Here is an 18621-nt window from a genome sequence, read left to right on the forward strand (position 1 = left end):
GTTCTTCTCTTCGCGCCATACGAAGAAGTTAACACGCACGACAAAAAGTTAACAGACCCTATTTATGAAATGAGTTCAATGTTTTTCTTATTTCCAGATCCGATCAGCGCCTCGAACATTGAACTTCGCAATTCGTTCCGCGGCGGAGCAAATGGATTCGCGTTCAAAGCAGGAACACGTACAGTTTCAATTCCGCTCGGTATCCGAGTGAGCGACTGGGCCGTCAACTGTTCAAGAACCCGTGCCATTGCATGGGGACAATATCTAAGTAAAGCACGGATAGGTGCCCCGCCCGTTAATAAGGTTTACGTCATTGATCTAAAAAAGAGAAAGCCGATCAATCATTTCACGAGAACGAGGGGCCCCTACGAAGCGGCCTTCAGCAGGAATCACAAAACAGCGATAGTGGATCACGATATCGTGGACCTGACGACAGGAAAGGTGGTCGACGTGATTTACGACATGAATCTTGATTTGGAAACTTGTCCCGCATTTCCCGGAAAGCAGTCGAACTAGTACGACTTCAGCTCTGTCAGCGCATAAATTCCCAATCACCTCAAATCGGATTCCAAGGCAGCTCGGATTTCGGTTTCCTGGTGTTGCGCAACGATGATCAATCCATGTTTTGAATCAGCCTTTCCTTCATGAAAAGAACTGCTCTACTGATCATGGCTACGGTTTTAGGCATCGCCACGGCCCTGCTCCTTGCAAGCGCAACAAAACTCGAACAGTCATTCCCACCGCTGGAAGTGCAAGGCACAACGTATCAAAATGCCTGCACAGCGCCTGAGCGTTCCGAGCTGCGCCGCGAACTACCGCACGAGGCGCATGAATTGATCGAGACCTTGCTCTGCGCAAGCAAAACTCCCGCCCGCAAGGCCTATCTCAAGCAGCATGTCACGCCCAACGTCAACGCCGAATACAGTGGAAGCGGCCAAGAGGACCTACAAGAAGTACTTCAAGTTGACGACGAACTGCTCGATCACCTGATGAAAGCCGGTGAAGCCTGGCAAGTCACCACAACCGTCACCGATGAGCAAATTGAGGTGATGTTCTTCGTCAACGAAGCCTGCGTGCAAAGCCGCAGTCTCCGACTCGACCAAGGAAAATGGATGCTCTACGGGCTTGGTGCAGGATGCGATTAAGCAACGCGACAGCGCGCCGCCCCCGTCACTGCTGCCTCCGCTAATCAGAACTTGCTCGACACCCCCAACCCCCACTTGCGCTCCGCATCCCCGCTATCGGGCAGCAAGCCATTCGAATAATCCAGGCTCAGGCCCACGTTCTGGTTGAAGTTGTAAGTCAGCACCGACTTCCAGTAATGAATGCTGCGATTGCCCTGCAAGGCCTTCAACCCGGTATAGGTCGTGGTGAAATCAAACGGCAAGGCCGGATTGGTGGAAGACAGCGTGAACCCCGCCTGCGCCCCCAGGCGAATGAAGTCGCGATGCTGGTCAACCACATCCGCATCGCCCCGGTTGATGTAGATACCATTGCGGCTCTGACCAATCAGGATGGGCTTGAAGGCCAACCCATTGTTCCAGCGCAGGAAATCGTTGAGCACGCCGGGACGCACCGGTGTCAACGTGAAGTTGACCGTCAGCAGCCGGCTGCCGTCGGTACTGTTGACCAGGTAATCGGGACGCGCCGTCAGGTCCTCGGTATTGGCCGTATCAGCATGGGCAAAGTGGAAGGCCGACAGCATCCCTACCTGGCTGGTGCGCGTCGTGGTGATCTCGGCACTGCCACTGTCATAGTTGGTCACCCGGTTCTGCTTGAACCCGACATAAGGCACCGCCTCATAGGTGCTGCCGGGCGTCCCCAGGGGGCGCTTGTCCAGCGCATAGCCGGCAAAAACCACCACGTCATTGGTGCGTGATTGCGCTACATCGTCATTGGCCAGCGCCACCCGCGCGCGGTCGACCGAGGAGAAGCCAGCCTTGTCCCGATGGTCGATGGAAAGCTGGTCAGGATTGCCCCGAATCCGCACACGATCCATCCAGCCGGCCGGCTGTGCCGGACCGCCAGTCCCGTTAGCCGGTGGCGTTGCAGGACCAGCCGCCGGGGTAGGCACCGCCACCGGCGCCACGCCCATGCGCAAGGCCGTCTCTGCATTCGCCAGCGTCGGTACCGCACCCGTCCCTTCACAACGCAGCGCCACGCGGCTGTTGTCCCGGAAAAAAGCCACCACATCACTGCGACCACTGGGCTGGAAGCGCGCATCCTTGCCGTCGAGCAGCGCCTGTACATCCGCAGCCATATGGTCAACGTTGCAGCTGTCGCCCTGGCAGCCCTGCCCCCCAGACTTCTCCATGGCGCGCTTTTGCAACAACCAGGCCACCAGGGCACGCGGCGAGTTCAACGGGGCCGGATCCTGGCCAACCGATAAATAGGCCGTGCTCACCGGATAGGTACGGATCAGGGTGGCGGCGAGCCGGTCCTTGTCCAGCGTCTGCTCAGCGTTGCAGAAGCCGGTATCGGCTGCATGGGCCAGGTTCAAGCCAAGAGGAGCAAGCAGCAGGATAGCCGCTACAGGATGAGGAAGTCGTCGTTGCATCAGATCGAATGGAGAAAACGCAGAAAAACGGTGGAATTCAAACAGACGGGGTCCAGAACAGCCGACCAGGCCCGCCCGCAGGAGACACCCGGCCCGGCACAGACCTGCTTCAACTCTGCGCCAGCGGCAGGCCCGGCAGCGGACGCAATTCCAGCTGCCCCAGCAGGTAAGGCTGAATGACCAGCTTGTAGCTTTCCAGGTCAAAACCCTTGAGGCTGGCGGCCGGACGGCGGATCAGTTGCCGATGGTCACGGTCCAGCGACCCAAGATAACGCCAATGATCGATAACATGCAGCTGCTGCCAGCCATCGCCCTGCTCCACCAGTCCCATCGGACCGGCGTAAGGCCAGGGCAGGATGCGCAAGTCTTCCAGCGCCTGCATCAGGCGATGCTGGTGCTGTTCATGGGATTCCTCCCCGGTGCAGGCGCCCCGGCAGCGACGGATCTGACGACCGAAGCAGGCCATGCCGATGCCATCGGCCTGTTCCAGCCCCGTCACGATGGAGCACAGACCGTGGCGCTCGACCAGCTTGTTCAACGCTTCCCGGGCGGCGCGCTCGCTGGTATAGATGCCGAAGAGGTTCTCGGCCCGACTGAAGTGGCGCTCATCCACCTGCGCCACCCAGGGCTGGCCCGCAGGACTGAGCCGCAGCGTGAACAGGCCACGCCTGGTGCGCGGCTTCTTGTTGTGGGAAGGACGCAGATCGTGCAGCAGGCAGTTCTCCAGCAGGGCCGCGCCCAGCTCACCGGCCGTACGACGGCATTCGATACGGCGCGTGCGGCCGATCAGGTACTGTTCCTCGTGACTGTGCAGATGAGCCAGCACGCGGCTGCGCAGATTGACGCTGCGTCCCACGTACAGGGCCTCGTCATCCACACCGCGCAGGATGTAGACACCGCAGGCGGCGGGCAAGGCGTCAATGCTGGCACGGTCGATGTGCAGCGGATAGCTGAAGGTGGCCGCGCGATGCGCTGCCGGCTGAGGGGCGTTGAAAGTGGCACAGGGCAGATCGAGATGGCGCAGGCCGCGCTGCCCTTCCTGCTCCAGCAGGCGCTCCACCAGGGCGGCAGGCAGCTTGCGCGGCTGAGCGGCTGGCGCCTGCGGCATCAGGGCCGGCATCGCGGCCTGCAGGGGGTGGGTCAACAGCTGGGTCAGTGAGGTGCGGTGGCGGATGGTATTCATGGCACTGGCCAAATCCTTCTTGTTGTTCATGTCACGGCGGGTGGGGCGTACTCTGTCAGGTTGCAGACGGTCCGGATCGGCCGGCCCCTCAAGTTGAAGTGGATTATGAAGTCGACCCTCTGCCACCACAGTCGGCAGGAAGATGAAGATCGTGTAGGACATTGCCGCCTGGCAGCGCCGCCACGGGTCTTCTCCTACAAGGATTTACCGCTCTTGCCGATACTGGGCGGGGCCTGCCTGGACTTACTCTTGGGCGATTCCGTCCTCTTTCCTCTTCATGGAGTCGCCATGCCCGCCACCGTTGCAGACATCCTCATCGACACCCTCTACGACATCGGCGTACGCCAGATCTTCGGTGTTGTCGGTGATGCCTTGAATCCTCTGACCGACGCCATCCGTCGCGACAAGCGTATCGAATGGATCGGTGTACGCCACGAGGAAGGTGCCGCCCTGGCCGCCGCCGGACAGGCCAAACTGACCGGCCGCCTGGCCGTCTGCTGCGGCACCACCGGCCCCGGTGCCAACCATCTGGTCGCCGGACTTTACGAAGCCCGCAAGGACCACGCGCCGGTACTGGCCATCTCGGGAGGCGTGCCGGCAGCGCGGCGCGGCACCGATTATCTGCAGGAAAATTCACCCGACATGCTGTTCCGTGACGTCGCCGCCTACAGCCAGGTCGTCACCAGTGCAGAACAGGCGCCAGCCGTGTTCCATCAGGCCATTGCCCAGGCCTATGCGCAACGCGGCGTAGCACACCTGAACATTCCTGCAGACATCATCGGCGCCAGGCTCAGCGGCACCGTGCCCAGTATTGCTACGCTGCGCGAGCGCAGTGAACTGGCACCGCCGCCCGCCGACATTGCCGCCGCCGCAGAACTGATCAATGCCGCCGGATCGGTCGCCATCTTTGCCGGCCATGGCTGCCGGGGTGCCATCGACCAGGTGCTGGCGCTGGCAAGCAAGTTGCAGGCGCCGGTCATGCACACTTTCCGGGGCAAGGACCTGGTGGCGTACGACCATCCGCACTGGATCGGAGGCGTCGGCCTCATCGGTGGCGCGCCCGGCACCGATGCCCTGCATGCGGCCGAGGTGATGCTGATGCTGGGCTCGGACTATCCCTATTCGGAATTCCTGCCCACCCGCTCCAAGGTAATCCAGATCGACGAACGCAGTTTCGTGCTGGGTCGCCGCGCCCCGGTCACGCTGGGCATCACCGGCTCGGTCGGTCCGGCCGTGCGGGCCTTGCTGGAGCAGGTCGAGGGCAAGACCGATGGCAGTTTCCTGCAAAAGACCAATGCCGACCGCGAACGCTGGAACAGCAAGCTCGATAACGCCGCCGAGATCAAGCGCCATCACAAGAAGATCAAACCGCAAAGCGTGGCCCGTGCCGTGAGCGACCTGGCCGAGGACGATGCCCGCTTCGTCATCGATACCGGCGTGGTCACGCTCTGGTGCGGCAACTGGATCCGCCAGCGTGGCCAGCAACGCCTGCTGGCCTCGTTCAACAATGCAGCGGTCGGCACTTCCCTGGGCCAGGCCAACGGCATCCAGGCCCTGGACCGTGAACGGCAGGTGATCGTGGCCGTGGGTGATGGCGGCTTCACCATGCTGCTGGGCGAATTCATGACCAGCGTGGAGCACAGATTGCCGGTGAAGGTGATTGTCTTCAACAACCGCGAATGGGGCCTGGTGCATCTGGAGATGGAAGAAGCCGGCCTGCCCGCCTTCGAAGGTTCAGAATTCCCCAATGCCGACTTCGCCGCCTTCGCCCGCGCCTGCGGCGGCCAGGGCTTTACCGCCCGCACGCCCGAGCAGTTGCAGGAAAGCCTGCAGCAATTGCTGGCCGCGCCCGGCCCGGCAGTACTGGATGTGTTCATCGATCCGTCGGAACTGCCGGTCATGCCGCACATCAAGATGGAGCAAATCTGGCGGTTCGGCCTGGCCAAGGTCAAGGAAAGCCTCATTGCCATGCAGGGAGGATGAGCATGAACGCCATCGAACAGCAACGAGAGCAATACGCAGCGCAACTACGCGCCCGCTTCGAGGACTACAAGCGCTGGGCCATGGCGCACTGGCCGGTGACCGATCAGCCGCTGCAGCACAGTGCCTTCATCGCCGCCGAACGCGAGCTGGAACTGATTACCGGCAGCATGCTGCACCCGGGCCGCAAACCCGACGGCATTCCCGCAGCCAGTGCACAGCCGGGGCAATTCGAGGAGGTCACCCCGGCACCCTGGCCCTGAGTCCCGGCCGCCTCGCGCATTCTTACGTACGGTTGCGCCGCCCGCTTATAGGGAGGCAAAGGCGCACGCAGTAAGCTGTCTTTCACGGGCCGCACCCACTGATGCAGAGCTCGGCCCTGTCCATCAGAACAGAAGGAGAACAGCATGAGCGCAAGCAAATCCGACAAGAATCATCGTCCCAACCAGTACGACACCCCGTCCGAAGTGGCCCTGGATGAAGCCAATGAGATGAGCTTTCCTGGCAGTGATCCGGTAGCCACCTCCAACATCACCCGCATCGAGAAGGCACCCGAGATGGAAAAGGCCAGGGACGACCATCAGAATAGCCACCGGGTCAAGCAGAACACACCCAAAGCGGGCTGATTCCTGTCCGCCCGTCCCATTTGCAGGGGCGGCCGGTGCATGCCGGCCGCCTTTCTTTTTTGAAGGGAGAAGCATGATGAGCAATCGCTACAACCAGTTGAAAGTCGCCGTCCTGGTGACCGACGGCTTCGAGCAGGCCGAATTGCTGGAACCCAAGAAGGCCCTGGAGGCTGCCGGTGCCACCGTCCACATCCTCTCCGACAAGAGGGACAGCATCCAAGGCTTCAAGCATGTCGACAAGGGCGAGGTCGTCAGTGTGGACGGGCGCCTGGATGCGGCCAACCCGGCCGATTATTCCGCCGTGCTCCTGCCCGGTGGCGTGGTCAACGGCGACGCCATGCGCCTCTTGCCCGAGGCGCGTAATTTCGTGCGCGCCGCCAACGACGCGGAAAAGCCCATCGCCTCCATCTGCCACGGCGGCTGGCTGCTGATTTCGGCTGGTATCGCCAAGGGCCGCACGGTCACCAGTTGGCCCAGCCTGCAGGACGACTTCAAGAATGCCGGCGGCCAATGGGTCGACCAGGAGGTGGTGCGGGACGAAAACTTTGTCTCCTCGCGCAAACCCGCCGATATTGCAGCCTTCAACAATGAATTCATGAAACTGCTGGATGAGCAGCAGCGCCGTGAACAGCGCCAGCAGCCCGTCGGCAATGCCACGGACGCTTCTGCCTCAACGGCAAGCGGCAAGCCGCAACTGTCCGACAAGGGCCGTGCTCCCGCCGCGCCGCCCGATCATGAAAATGAAGCCTTTGCCGTGGCCCATGGAGAATCGGCGCAAAGTGACGGCTGAGGGCGGTTTCAAGGCGATATGAAGGAAAATTAAAATCGAGGGGCGCTCCCCTCGATTTTTTTGGGCTGGCGCCGGATTTCGCATGAAGCCAGACCATGCAGCGTGAAGGAATTGGCTGAAATCCGGATGCCGTAGAAACAGCAAGGCCGCCCGGTTCGAGCCGGACGGCACCAAGACCATCTGGAATGCCTGCCCGCAGGCTGGTCGGCGTGGGCGAGCTACCTTGTCTGTTCTCCCTGGTACCTGTGCATGGCCTCGGCCAGCAAGGCCAGGGCGGCCTTCTCTGCCGCCTTGCGCTTCTTGCAGATGCGCACCGGTTGTGTGCCCAGGTCGTGCAGATCCATGTGCCAGAGTTCATCGATCCGGGTATCGATGTAGGCGACATATTTGTGCTTGTCCAGCTTGGCGACACGCGGCATGAAATGACCGGCTTGCTGCTCTTGGACAGATCTGGCGAAGTGTTTCATGGCAAGTCTCCAGGGCGCACGGGGCGTGGGGGACGTCATGACGAAGGGACGGAAGCAGGGCTGCCTTCAGCTTAGTCGATCAGCGTCGCAAAGGAAGTTTTATTTCATTGCGACGCACGGTTGACTGAAGAAGATGTCACTCATTCATTCGCTTGTTTCTTGGCGGCATCCATGCTCTGCTTCAGTTCGCGGCCCATTTTCAGGTGTTCCTGCAGTCCCGGGAGGGTCTTGGTGGCGAAGTTCTTCACATCCGGGTCTTGCGCTTGCTTGGAGGACTTCTGGAACAGCTTGACCGCATCCTCATGGGCGGATACGCCGATCATGCTGGCATAGCGCTTGTCGAAGGTATGGCCCGAGAGCTTGTCCAGGATGGCGATCTTGGCGCGCTGGGCCATGCTGGGTTCGGTGGGCAAGGTGACATCCTTGCTGGAAGCCAGTTGCTTGAGCTGTTCATCGACCGTGGTGTGCTGGTCGATCATCTTCTGGGCGTAGTCCTTGACGGCCTGGTTGCTGCTTTTTTCCAGCGCGATCTTGCTGGCTTCGATTTCGGCATGGCCTGCCTCGGCGGCATTGGTCATGAAGCTTTTATCCTTGCTGTTGACCGATTCGGCGACGGCGTTCAAGGACAGGGCGGCACCGGCCAGCATCAGGACGCCGGCGCCGATCAGGCGACGACCGGTACGGGCTTGCAGGCGAGGATGAAGGATCTGGATAGGCTGCATGAAGGGCTCCTTTACTGGATGGATGAGAAATCTGCTTGCGACCCGCGCCGGGCCGGGCCGTCATGCTTTCACTTTAGTCATGAAGTGGAACGGCTTGCATCAGACAGCGCCAATGACCGATGTAAGAATCGATGAGCGCTTTTTGCGCAGCGGCTGAAATCACCGCTGGCGGAAATTTCGCTGCCGGCAGCGCCGGTGCGTCCGGCGCCGCAAGTGTCGCCATCTGGCGACTACGAACTGCCGGAGGTGCGCAATGCCGACATGCACCAGGTCAATATCGGCCATGGCTAGAGCCGGTGCGGCTTTGGGCGGCATGGGAGCGCTTGCGGTGTAGGCGTTTTCCTACGCATTAATTGGGCACTGTCCGATGCTCTTTTTTGCAGCGCACCGCTACCATGTCTTCAACGTACTCGAAACCGAGGACCTCACATTCCGACATGAACGTCCCCCTCCGTCATGTCATGAATACAGTCCATCCCCCATCGGTTTATCCCCACGAGTCGTTTTCATAAGCAGAAATTCTCCGAAGATTCCCCCGATCCTCGGCGTCTTATATCCCTCCCCCTCAGGCCGCCTCCCCCAGGCGGTCTTTTTTTTGTTCATCGCCCCCGACAACAACACCCGCCCCCCCTGACTCAGGTCAGGCATTGCTGCATCCTTCACCGCATCGGGCCAGGAAGAAGTATTCTTGTCAGCATAAGAAACACTGAAGGCAAAGGCAGCAAGACGCCACCGTCGATCTGCGCAGGAATGGGCGAAGACAAGCGACTCCCTCTCCAGCGTGAGCGCGACGAACCGGCGACCTGGGGATGCTGCCGCCTGGTGTGCTTGCCTCTACGTCTGGATCCGTCATGCCCATCGATTACCTGCGCCGCCTCACCAGCCCGGCGCGCACCGACCTCTCCAACCGCCACCTGGGGCGCTCGCTGGCCTTCATCGCCGGCGCCGTCAATGCCGGGGGCTTTCTCGCGGTGGGCCAATACACGTCTCACATGTCGGGCATTGTCTCCTCGCTGGCCGACAACCTGGTGCTGGGGGAAACCCTGCTGCTGGTGGCCGGCGCCAGTGCCTTGCTGTCCTTCCTGCTGGGGGCGGCCTGTTCGGCGGTCATGATCAACTGGGCAAGGCGCCGTGGCCTGCACAGCGAATATGCCATGCCGCTGATGCTGGAGGCGATGCTGTTGCTGTGCTTCGGCATCCTGGGTTCCAACCTGGAGAATCACCGCTTGCTGTTCGTGCCGGTCACGGCGGCCCTGTTGTGTTTCGTGATGGGCCTGCAAAATGCCATGATCAGCAAGATCTCCCGCTCGGAGATTCGCACCACCCACGTCACGGGGCTGGTGACCGACATCGGCATCGAGATCGGCAAGATGTGCTACTGGACCCTGGCGCCGCGCCAGCCCGGCGAAGCGATGGCGGAAGATCCCGTGCCCGGCGCACGACGCAAGTTCATGCTGCTGTCCTCGTTGCTGCTGATGTTCTTCCTGGGGGGCGTGACCGGGGCCTTCGGTTTCAAGGCCCTGGGTTTCGTGGCGACCATGCCGCTGGCGGCCGGGCTGTTCCTGCTGGCGCTGGTGCCGATGATGGATGATCTGGCGCGGCACTGAGGCGCAACCGGCCCTCTGCGGGCAGAAACAACAAAAAAGGCGCTGTCCGCGCCTTTCGTTTTCTTGTTATCAGCTTCTTGCACTGACGGTACGAGCCTGGGCCCTGTTCTTGATATTTTTTGATATTTTTTGATGTTCTGCACCGTACTGCGCCCGCTGCCTGAGGCGGCCGGGTTCTTTCCTTTCAGCCTTGCTGCTGCGGGGTGCTGTCCGACTGCTGGGGTTGCTGGAGGGCGCCATTGCCCTCTTGCGGTGTGCTCTGGTGCATCTGCGCTGGAGCAGAGCTCGCGGCGCCGTTGCCGCTACTGCCATTCTGCGCTGCCGCCGCTGCCGCTGCAGCGTTCTTGCGACCATGGCTGTTCAGGCCACCCTTGCGTCCGGCTTCCCGGGCTTCGGCCGAGCTGAACTCATGCGCCGCCCCCTTGGCATGGGCAGCCTTGCCTCCCATGCTGGCGATCTGACGCTGTTTCTCCTTGTCCATGGCGGCAAAGCCGCGATTGCTGTTGCCCGGATTCTCTGAATTTGCCATGTGTGACTCCTTGTCTTGGATGATCGAATGGATCGAATGGAGCAGACATTTGCCATCCACCCGCCCTACTGCCCTGCGCGAGCATGTGGGTGGCAACCCAACTTCTTGTCCACGTCTGCAGTGTAAAAAGCCTCACCGATACTCACTATCGGAAGAGCTCCCCAGCCCATGTCAGCAATGGCCGTCAGACATGTAGGAAAACTTGAAGATGAGCTTGTGTTTTGGATATCGATCTTCGGGATTGATGACATTTGCAGAGATTGCCTGAAGCAAATTTCATTTTCCTGATGGCTCATGACGTGAAGACAGTTTTTGTCACACCTCAAAAATTTTACTGTATATTTATACAGTCATTTGTTTTTCCTGCATTCAGCGTCCTCCCGTTCATTTCATGTTGACATCCGCCTCTCCGGTTCGCACTCCGGAAATCATCCACCCTTCGCTCTGGCTGGCCTCCCAGCTGGCAAGAGGAGGTGCGCGCGGGATCTCCAGCGGTTTTGAAGCGCTCGATGCCGAACTGCCCGAACGTGGCTGGCCACCCGGCGTATTGATCGAGTTGCTGTTGCCGCAGGACGGCATCGGCGAACTGCGCCTGTTGCGCCCGGTGCTGGCGCGTCCACCGACCAGTGACCAGCACCGGACGCGCGCGCAGCGCATTGTGCTGCTGCAGGCGCCGCACCCGATCAATGCGCCCGGCTGGGCGCAGATGGGGGTGGAGGCCGCACGGCTGCTGCAGTTGCAGGCCGCTCATGCGGCCGATGCCTGCTGGGCCGCCGAGCAGGTGCTGCGGGCCGACAGTTGCCAGGCCCTGCTGATGTGGCAGCCGCGCCTGCGCAAGGGCGACCACGACCTGCTGCGGCGCCTGCATGGGGCGGCCCAGGCCGGGCAGACCCTGTTCTTCATGCTGCGGCCCCTGTCCTGCGCCCGCGAACCTTCACCCGCGCCCCTGCGGCTGACGCTCAAGTCGGCGCGTGACGGACTGGAGATCGGTTTTCTCAAGCGTCGCGGCCCCCTGCGCGAACAGAGCCTGTTTCTCCCTTTGCTGCCTTCACCGAATCTGCAACGCCATGTCTCCCCTGTGGATCGCCGTACACCTGCCACTGCTGCCGCTGGAAGTCTTCCGTCCGAACTGGCTGGATGAGGCCCCCGCCGTGGTCTTCGAGCGCGACCGCGTGACCGCGCTGACAGCGCCGGCGCGGGGGCTGGGCGTGCAGGAAGGGATGCGGCGTGGCGGCGTGCAATTGCTGGCCCCCGAGGCCCATCTGCACGAGCGAGACACCTTGCGCGAAGACACCACGCTGCAGCAGGCCGCCCTGGCCCTGCTGCAATACACGCCCCAGGTCACGCTGGCCGCAGAGGCGTGCATCCTGCTGGAGGTGGGCGCCAGCCTGCGCCTGTTCGGCGGCATCCGCGCCTTGTGCCGCAAGATCCGCGTGACCATCGCCCGGCTGGGCCTGTCGGCCATCCTGTCCTGCGCCGTCACGGCGACCGGGGCCTGGCTGCTGGCAAGCTACGGCTACGTGCGCACCCTGGGCCCGACATCCCTGCAACGGCGCCTGGACCGGCTGCCGGTAGTACTGCTCAGCGCTGCGCTCCCCCATCTGGAATGGCTGCACGGACTGGGCTGCCGCCAGCTCGGCCAGGTGCGGCGCCTGCCCCGCGCCGGATTGCAGCGCCGCTGCGGCAAGGACCTGCTGCTCATGCTGGACCGGGCCTATGGCGCTGCCCCCGAAGTCCATGACTGGATCGTGGCTCCACCCAGCTTCCAGGCCCGGGTGGAGCTGCCGGACCGCATCGAGCAGACCGACGTCCTGGTCGCCTATGCCCAGGGTTTGCTGGCGCAACTGGCCGGCTGGCTGGCCGCGCGTCAGCTGGCCATCAAGAAACTGCGTCTGTGGCTGGAACATGAACGCGGACGCCAGGCGGTCCCTCCTACCGAATTGCAGGTGGCGCTATCGGTACCGGCCTGGCAGGAAGACCATCTGCACACCCTGGTCAAGGAAAAACTGGCCCGCTCCTTACTGCCCGCCCCGGCCATCGCCCTGGGCCTGGCCGCCGATGAACTGGAAAGCCGGCAAGCCGCCAGCGAGATGCTCTTCCCCGAGCCCGGCGGCAGTGCCGAGGATCACCAGCGCCTGCTGGAGCTGCTGGTAGCGCGGCTGGGCGCGGACAAGGTACAGCAGGCCGCGCCACGCGCCGATCACCGGCCCGAGATCGCCAACCGCTGGTGCAGCGTGATGCAGTCCGCCGCCAGCCTGCCCGCGCCCTTGGGCAGCGATCCGGCACGGCTGCCGCCACGCCCGCTGTGGCTGCTGCAGGAACCCCTGCCGCTGCGGGTACAGCAGCACAAGCCCTTCTATCGGAGTGCACTGGAATTCACCTCGCCGCCCGAACGCATCGAAGCCGGCTGGTGGGAAGGCCGGCCCCTGACGCGCGACTACTTCACGGCGCGCGATGCCGGCCACGCCTATTACTGGATCTTCCGCCAGTGGCGTGGCGGCGAGTGGTCCGATGAAGAACCGCAGTGGTTCCTGCACGGCTTGTTTGGCTAGGAGAAACGCATGCAAACCGCTCTGCCCGACTATGCCGAACTGTATTGCCGCACCAACTTCAGCTTCCTGCACGGCGCCTCGCATGCGCAGGAACTGGTAGAACGCGCCATCGAGCTGGGCTACCGTGCCCTGGCCATCACCGATGAATGCAGCATGGCGGGTGTGGTGCGCGCCCATGCCGCCTGGATTGAGCAGTTCGAACGCGGCAAGGCCAAGGATTTCAAGCTGCTCATCGGCAGCAGCTTTCGTTTCACGGCCCTCCAGGAAAATCCGGCCCATCCCCTGGCCGCCATGACCCTGGTGGCGCTGGCCAGGAACCGCGAAGGCTATGGCAACCTCTGCGAACTCATCACCCTGGCCCGCACCCGCGCCGAGAAAGGCCGCTACCTGCTGTCACCGGAGGATCTGAGCCAGCCCCCGCCAGCCTTGTCGCACCTGCGTGCCCTGCCCGATTGCCAGCTGATCCTGGTGCCGGACTATCCGGCCAACGAAGAGACGCTGGATGCCCAACTGCGCTGGTTCTCCACCCTGGCACCCGGTCGTTCCTGGGTCGGCATGACGCGGCTGTATCGCCCTCTGGACGACCTGCACCGCGCCGCGCTGGACGCAGCGGCGCGCCGGCATGGCCTGCCGCTGGTAGCGGTGGGCGACGTGCAGATGCACCAGCGGTCACGCAAATACCTGCAGGACGTGGTCACCGCCATCCGCCTGGGCAAGCCGGTGCAGGAATGCGGACTGGCCCTGGCCCCCAATGCCGAACAACACCTGCGCCCGCGCATGCGGCTCTCGCTGGTGCATAGCCCGGCGACGCTGGCCCAGACCCTGACAGTGGCGGCCGATTGCCATTTCAGCCTGGCGGAATTGCGATATGAATATCCTGACGAGCTGGTGCCGCTGGGCATGAGCCCGGCCGACTACCTGCGTCAGGAAACCCTGGCCGGTGCCGTCAAACGCTATCCACAGGGGATTCCTGGCGAGGTGCGCGAACAGATCGAGATGGAACTGTCCTTGATCGCCAAAAAGGAATATGAAGCTTATTTCCTGACCGTCTACGACCTGGTCAAGTTCGCCCGTTCACGCGGCATCCTCTGCCAGGGACGCGGCTCGGCGGCCAACTCGGCGGTGTGCTACTGCCTGGGGGTGACCGAGGTCGATCCGACTTCCACCCGGCTGCTGTTTGCCCGCTTCATCAGCGAAAAGCGCGAGGAACCGCCCGACATCGATGTCGACTTCGAGCACCAGCGCCGCGAAGAAGTCATCCAGCACATCTACCGCAAGTACGGCCGTCGCCGCGCCGCGCTGGCCGCCGCCGTGCACAGCTACCGGCCGCGCGGGGCCTTGCGCGAGGTCGGCAAGGCATTGGGGGTGGATGCGGCCATTGTCGATACGGTGGCCAAGTCGCAGCACTGGTTCGACAGCCGCGAAGAATTGCTGGCCCGCTTTGCCGAAGCCGGGCTGGACCCCGAATTGCCGCAGATCGGGCTGTGGGCCAGCATTACCGGCAAGCTGCTGCGCTTCCCGCGCCATCTGTCGCAGCACACCGGCGGTTTCGTGATCGCGCGCGGGCAGTTGTCACGGCTGGTGCCGATCCAGAAGGCAGCCATGCAAGACCGTTCCGTCATCGAATGGGACAAGGATGACCTGGAGTCGCTCAGACTGCTCAAGGTCGACGTGCTGGCACTGGGCATGCTGACCGCCCTGCGCCGTTCGCTGGAACTGGTGAGCCTGCGGCGCGGCTTGCCGCAGGTGATGCAGATGCACGACATCCCCCGCGAAGACCCGGCCACCTTCGAGATGATCTGCAAGGCCGATACCATCGGCGTATTCCAGATCGAGAGCCGGGCCCAGATGAGCATGCTGCCGCGCATGCAGCCGCGCACCCAGTACGACCTGGTGGTGCAGGTGGCCATCGTGCGGCCCGGTCCGATCCAGGGCGGCATGGTTCACCCCTATCTGCGGCGGCGTGAACTGGTGCGCGAGGGCGGCAGCTTCGACTACCCGGACAACACCCGCAAGAGCGGCAAGATCAAGAAGGTGCTGGAGCGCACCCTGGGCATCCCGATCTTCCAGGAACAGGTGATGGATGTGGCCATCGAGGCGGCCGGCTATTCGCCCAGCGAAGCCGATGACCTGCGCCGCTCCATGGCCGCCTGGAAGCGCAAGGGCGGCATGGGTCCGCACCATGAACGGCTGGTGCTGGGCATGACCGACAATGGGTATTCTCGCGAATTCGCCGAAAGCATCTTCAACCAGATCGAGGGTTTCGGCGAATACGGTTTCCCCGAGAGCCATGCCGCCAGCTTTGCCCTGCTGACCTATTTCAGCAGCTGGCTCAAATGCCATGAGCCGGAAGCCTTCCTGTGCGGCCTGCTCAACAGCCAGCCCATGGGCTTCTACTCGCCCTCGCAGTTGATCCAGGATGCGCGTCGGCATGGGGTGAAAGTGCTGCCCGTCAATGTCTTGCGCAGTCGCTGGGAATCCATCCTGGAGCTGGATTCCACAGGGCATGCGCGGCCTGCGGTGCGGCTGGGCATGAGCCTGTTGCGCGGCATGCCGGAACAGGCGGCGCAGCGCATCGAAGAAGCCCGCAGAGAACGGCCCTTTGCCGATGTCGATGACCTGGCCCGGCGCGCTGCGCTGGACCGCCACGCCCTGCAGGCCCTGGCGGCAGGCGACGCCTTGCGTGAACTGGCCGGCCACCGGCGCGCCGCGCTGTGGCATGCCGTGGGCGCAGTACCTGATCGTGACCTGCTGCGCACGGCGCCACGCGGAGATGATGCAGTTCAATTGGAAGCGCCCGGCGAAGGCGACCAGATCATCGACGACTACCGCGCCATGAACCTGACCCTGCGCCGCCATCCGCTGGCGCTGCTGCGCGAGACCCTGCGGCGGCGCCGCTTCATGAGCGTGGCCGATCTCAACGGCTTGCAGAATCGCCAGTTCGCCTGCTGCTGCGGCATCGTCACGGTGCGCCAGCGCCCGGGCACGGCCAAGGGTGTGATCTTCATGACGCTGGAGGATGAAACCGGCTCGGCCAATGTGATCATCTGGCCTGCCGTGCTGGAGCGGCAGCGCAGCGAGGTCTTGAATGCGCGCTTGCTGGGGGTGTATGGCAGCTGGCAGTGCCAGGGCGAGGTGCGCCATCTGGTGGCCGGACGTCTGGAAGACTGGACCCATCTGCTGGGCGAGCTGCAACCGCGCAGCCGGGATTTCTTCTGAAGCAACGTGATTCGATCAGGCCGCCAGCGCCATGCGGAAGGCATTGCGCCCTTCACTCTTGGCGCGATACAGGGCCTGGTCGGCTTCGTGCACCAGGGCATCCCAGCTCTTGGCACAACCCGGCCGCAAGACGGCCAGCCCGACGCTGATGGTGACCGTCTGTCCATGGCCGAAGTCGTGACTGCGCACGGTTTCCAGCAGGTGCTGGGCGATCCGGCGCCCTTCTTCCTCGGCCCCGTCCGGGAAGACCGCGCAGAATTCCTCGCCGCCGTAGCGCCCGACCATGCCCCTCTGGCCACAGTGCTCACGCAGCAAGGCACCGATGTCGGCCAGTACGCGATCGCCGACCAGGTGGCCGTGGGTGTCGTTGATGCGCTTGAAATGGTCCACGTCGATGAAGGCCAGCGTCAGCACCCGCCCGCCCTGCACCGCCTGGGCCAGGGCCTGTTCGCCGCAGCGCACCAGCTCGCGGCGGTTGAGGGTGCCGGTCAGTTCATCTTCGGTGGCCAGGCGCTGCTTGTCGGCCAGCAGGCGTTCGAAGTAGATCATCATCAGCGACACCGACAGCAGCAACGTGCCACTGATGGGAATCAGGTAGATCAGGGCCACGCCCAGCATGCGCATCTGGGGCGGCATGAACAGTTCCGGATGCGACAGCGAAAGCAGCAGCCGGCTCACATGAGTGGCGCTGAGAATGAGCAAGGCAGCCATACCGATCCAGCGGCCAAAGGTCCAGCGCGGATAGCGCCGTGCCAGCGGGCCGGACAGCCCCTTGAAGAATTCATGCAGCACCAGGCAGAACACCAGCTGCAGCCCGCCCACGGCGAGGTAGGACCGATGGGTGAAGTCGGCGCCGCCGATGAGCAGTGCGACGAAGAGCAGAACATAGACGATGATGAGCCAATGCGGCCAGCCGCCCGACTGGCGCTGGTAGAAACTGCGCAGGCCGCACCAGGCCACGATGCCCGACGAAAAGACCAGCGTGTTGCCCACCAGCAGACCGAGCAAACGCAGGTTGCCCGCCAGCCCCGCGTACACCCCGACGGTGATGCAGATACCCAGCGCCGAAAATACCCCCGACAACGCCCACAGCCGCGTGAAGCGTTCTGACGGCGTGCTGATGAACAGGCCGGTCATGATCACGCCACTGCAAAACTGAACGATGGCCAGCGCGATGCTGGCGGTGAAAGGATTCATGCGGATTCGCTCGCCCCTGCGGGCTGGTGTTGATGACATCGCGGCAAGCGATGCAGAGGATGCGCCCCCAAGCGCATCGGCGGCGTCCTCTGTAGGCGGGGGGCTCAAGGACAACCGGGGTCGCCACCAGTGTAACCGATGCCGCCAGCTCGGCAGTTATTTTCAGCAATTCATCAAAAAATCTGAATTTTCATACCGAAAAACCGGGGACCTCATTCAGTTTTATTCACGTTCCAGCACCCGCGTATGCCCCCACTGGCCTGAGCGGCACAGTGCGTCCGTCACATCCAGCACCAGCTTTTCTACCGCAGCGGCGGCGGTGGTGAGGGGGATATTGCGGGAAGCGCACAACACCAGGGTGCGCGAGATCTGTTCTCCGGCGATGCGATGCGCCACCATCTCGCCGCGCTCGATGTCGGCCAAGAGCGGAGCCACCGGCAGGATGGTGGCCCCGATATCGGCCAGGATGGCTGACTTGAGGATGGCCACCGAGTTGATCTCGATGACGTTATCCAGGCTCATGCCCTGGCTACGCACCAGGTTTTCGATGCGCGGTCGCACGCCATGGGCCAGTCCCGGCAGGATCAGCGGGGCCTGGATGGCCTGGGCCAGCGGCACCCCCTTGCGGCTCTTGACACCGTACTGCGATCGGGCGCGGGTGATGTACATCATCTCTTCCTCGATCATGGGTGTGGCCGCGAAGGAAGAGAGCTGGCCATCATCGAACAGCACGGCCAGGTTCAGGCGTCCTGATTTCAGCTGGGTGATGAGGTTGCCAGTCAATTCCTCGGTCAGTTGCAGGGTAATCTCGGGATAGATCGAGCGTACCGCGTTCAACAGCGGCAAGGCCAGCGCATTGGACACGCTCTGCGGAATGCCCAGCGCCACCGTGCCCGAGGGTTTGTCGGTGGATTGCGCCACGGCCTGCTTGGCGTCCTGCACCTGCTTGAGGATCGCCAGTGCATGCTCATAGAAGACCTTGCCGGCATCGGTGGCAATCACGCCCTGGGCCGAGCGGTGCAGCAGCTGCGCCGCCATCTCGTCTTCCAGCTGGCGGATCTGCTGGGTCAGCGCCGGCTGGGCGATGTGCAGCACCCGCGCCGCGCGCGAGAGCGAACCGTGATCGACGATGGCCACGAAGTAGCGCAGTTGACGTAATTCCATGCGGTGAATTTTCCGGCCAGAGTGTTGA

The 18621-nt window shown here is 62.8% G+C and carries 17 protein-coding genes; 10 read left to right on the forward strand and 7 right to left on the reverse strand.

Annotated features, from left to right (window positions below; translation table 11 throughout):
- On the forward strand, positions 1–516 hold a 516-nt coding region (locus HWE01_RS21220; protein ID WP_241822806.1), incomplete at its 5' end, for a YncE family protein.
- Positions 517–644: 128 nt separating this feature from the next.
- A complete protein-coding gene (locus tag HWE01_RS21225; protein WP_241822807.1) occupies positions 645–1145 on the forward strand; it encodes a hypothetical protein in 501 nt (166 codons plus the stop codon).
- 44 nt (positions 1146–1189) lie between these two features.
- Here the strand turns inward: HWE01_RS21225 and HWE01_RS21230 are convergent, their stop codons facing one another.
- Together HWE01_RS21230 and HWE01_RS21235 are read right to left on the reverse strand one after the other, a co-directional pair.
- On the reverse strand, positions 1190–2500 hold the full coding sequence (locus HWE01_RS21230; RefSeq protein WP_241822808.1) for a hypothetical protein: 1311 nt from the start codon (positions 2498–2500) through the stop codon (positions 1190–1192).
- Between the two features lie 166 nt (positions 2501–2666).
- Positions 2667–3770: a nucleotide excision repair endonuclease gene (locus tag HWE01_RS21235; protein ID WP_034350287.1), complete on the reverse strand. Its 1104-nt coding sequence runs from the start codon at positions 3768–3770 to the stop codon at positions 2667–2669.
- A 258-nt stretch (positions 3771–4028) separates the two neighbouring features.
- On the opposite strand from HWE01_RS21235, the gene HWE01_RS21240 reads away from it, so the two are divergent.
- From HWE01_RS21240 to HWE01_RS21255, 4 genes are all read left to right on the forward strand, one after another.
- Complete coding sequence (locus HWE01_RS21240; RefSeq protein WP_008328616.1) at positions 4029–5723, forward strand: thiamine pyrophosphate-binding protein; 1695 nt, start codon at positions 4029–4031, stop codon at positions 5721–5723.
- Between the two features lie 2 nt (positions 5724–5725).
- Positions 5726–5983 (forward strand): hypothetical protein, encoded by a 258-nt coding sequence (locus HWE01_RS21245; protein ID WP_241822809.1) that lies wholly within the window; start codon positions 5726–5728, stop codon positions 5981–5983.
- 144 nt (positions 5984–6127) lie between these two features.
- Positions 6128–6346, forward strand: coding sequence for a hypothetical protein (locus tag HWE01_RS21250; protein ID WP_008328613.1), 219 nt, complete (start codon positions 6128–6130; stop codon positions 6344–6346).
- A 73-nt stretch (positions 6347–6419) separates the two neighbouring features.
- Positions 6420–7136, forward strand: coding sequence for a type 1 glutamine amidotransferase domain-containing protein (locus HWE01_RS21255; protein ID WP_502798462.1), 717 nt, complete (start codon positions 6420–6422; stop codon positions 7134–7136).
- Positions 7137–7354: 218 nt separating this feature from the next.
- Here HWE01_RS21255 and HWE01_RS21260 read toward each other — a convergent pair whose 3' ends face one another.
- Entirely contained in the window at positions 7355–7603 is a 249-nt protein-coding gene (locus tag HWE01_RS21260; RefSeq protein WP_241822810.1) for a hypothetical protein, read from the reverse strand.
- A 140-nt stretch (positions 7604–7743) separates the two neighbouring features.
- Entirely contained in the window at positions 7744–8325 is a 582-nt protein-coding gene (locus HWE01_RS21265; protein WP_008328608.1) for a DUF4142 domain-containing protein, read from the reverse strand.
- A gap of 851 nt (positions 8326–9176) precedes the next feature.
- On the opposite strand from HWE01_RS21265, the gene HWE01_RS21270 reads away from it, so the two are divergent.
- Positions 9177–9932 carry a YoaK family protein gene (locus tag HWE01_RS21270; RefSeq protein ID WP_175342548.1) on the forward strand — a complete coding sequence of 252 codons (756 nt, stop codon included), beginning with the start codon at positions 9177–9179 and terminating at the stop codon, positions 9930–9932.
- 184 nt (positions 9933–10116) lie between these two features.
- On the opposite strand, the gene HWE01_RS21275 is transcribed toward HWE01_RS21270, so the two are convergent.
- Positions 10117–10461 (reverse strand): KGG domain-containing protein, encoded by a 345-nt coding sequence (locus HWE01_RS21275; protein ID WP_175342547.1) that lies wholly within the window; start codon positions 10459–10461, stop codon positions 10117–10119.
- Positions 10462–10852: 391 nt separating this feature from the next.
- Between HWE01_RS21275 and imuA the strand changes: the two genes are divergently transcribed.
- The 3 genes from imuA to HWE01_RS21290 are packed head-to-tail and all read left to right on the forward strand — an operon-like array spanning position 10853 to position 16232.
- Positions 10853–11602 (forward strand): translesion DNA synthesis-associated protein ImuA, encoded by a 750-nt coding sequence (gene imuA / locus HWE01_RS21280; protein ID WP_241822811.1) that lies wholly within the window; start codon positions 10853–10855, stop codon positions 11600–11602.
- Positions 11529–13013, forward strand: a complete 1485-nt coding sequence (locus HWE01_RS21285) for a Y-family DNA polymerase (protein ID WP_241822812.1) — start codon at positions 11529–11531, stop codon at positions 13011–13013. The genes imuA and HWE01_RS21285 overlap by 74 nt, the downstream gene beginning before the upstream one ends.
- A 9-nt stretch (positions 13014–13022) precedes the next feature.
- Complete coding sequence (locus HWE01_RS21290) at positions 13023–16232, forward strand: error-prone DNA polymerase (protein WP_008328601.1); 3210 nt, start codon at positions 13023–13025, stop codon at positions 16230–16232.
- Positions 16233–16247: 15 nt separating this feature from the next.
- Here the strand turns inward: HWE01_RS21290 and HWE01_RS21295 are convergent, their stop codons facing one another.
- Together HWE01_RS21295 and HWE01_RS21300 are read right to left on the reverse strand one after the other, a co-directional pair.
- Positions 16248–17429: a GGDEF domain-containing protein gene (locus tag HWE01_RS21295; RefSeq protein ID WP_241822813.1), complete on the reverse strand. Its 1182-nt coding sequence runs from the start codon at positions 17427–17429 to the stop codon at positions 16248–16250.
- 222 nt (positions 17430–17651) lie between these two features.
- On the reverse strand, positions 17652–18593 hold the full coding sequence (locus tag HWE01_RS21300; RefSeq protein WP_241822814.1) for a LysR substrate-binding domain-containing protein: 942 nt from the start codon (positions 18591–18593) through the stop codon (positions 17652–17654).
- Positions 18594–18621: the final 28 nt, after the last annotated feature.

This window comes from Herbaspirillum sp. C7C8, from assembly GCF_022627875.1.
Classification (GTDB): Bacteria; Pseudomonadota; Gammaproteobacteria; order Burkholderiales; family Burkholderiaceae_D; genus Herbaspirillum.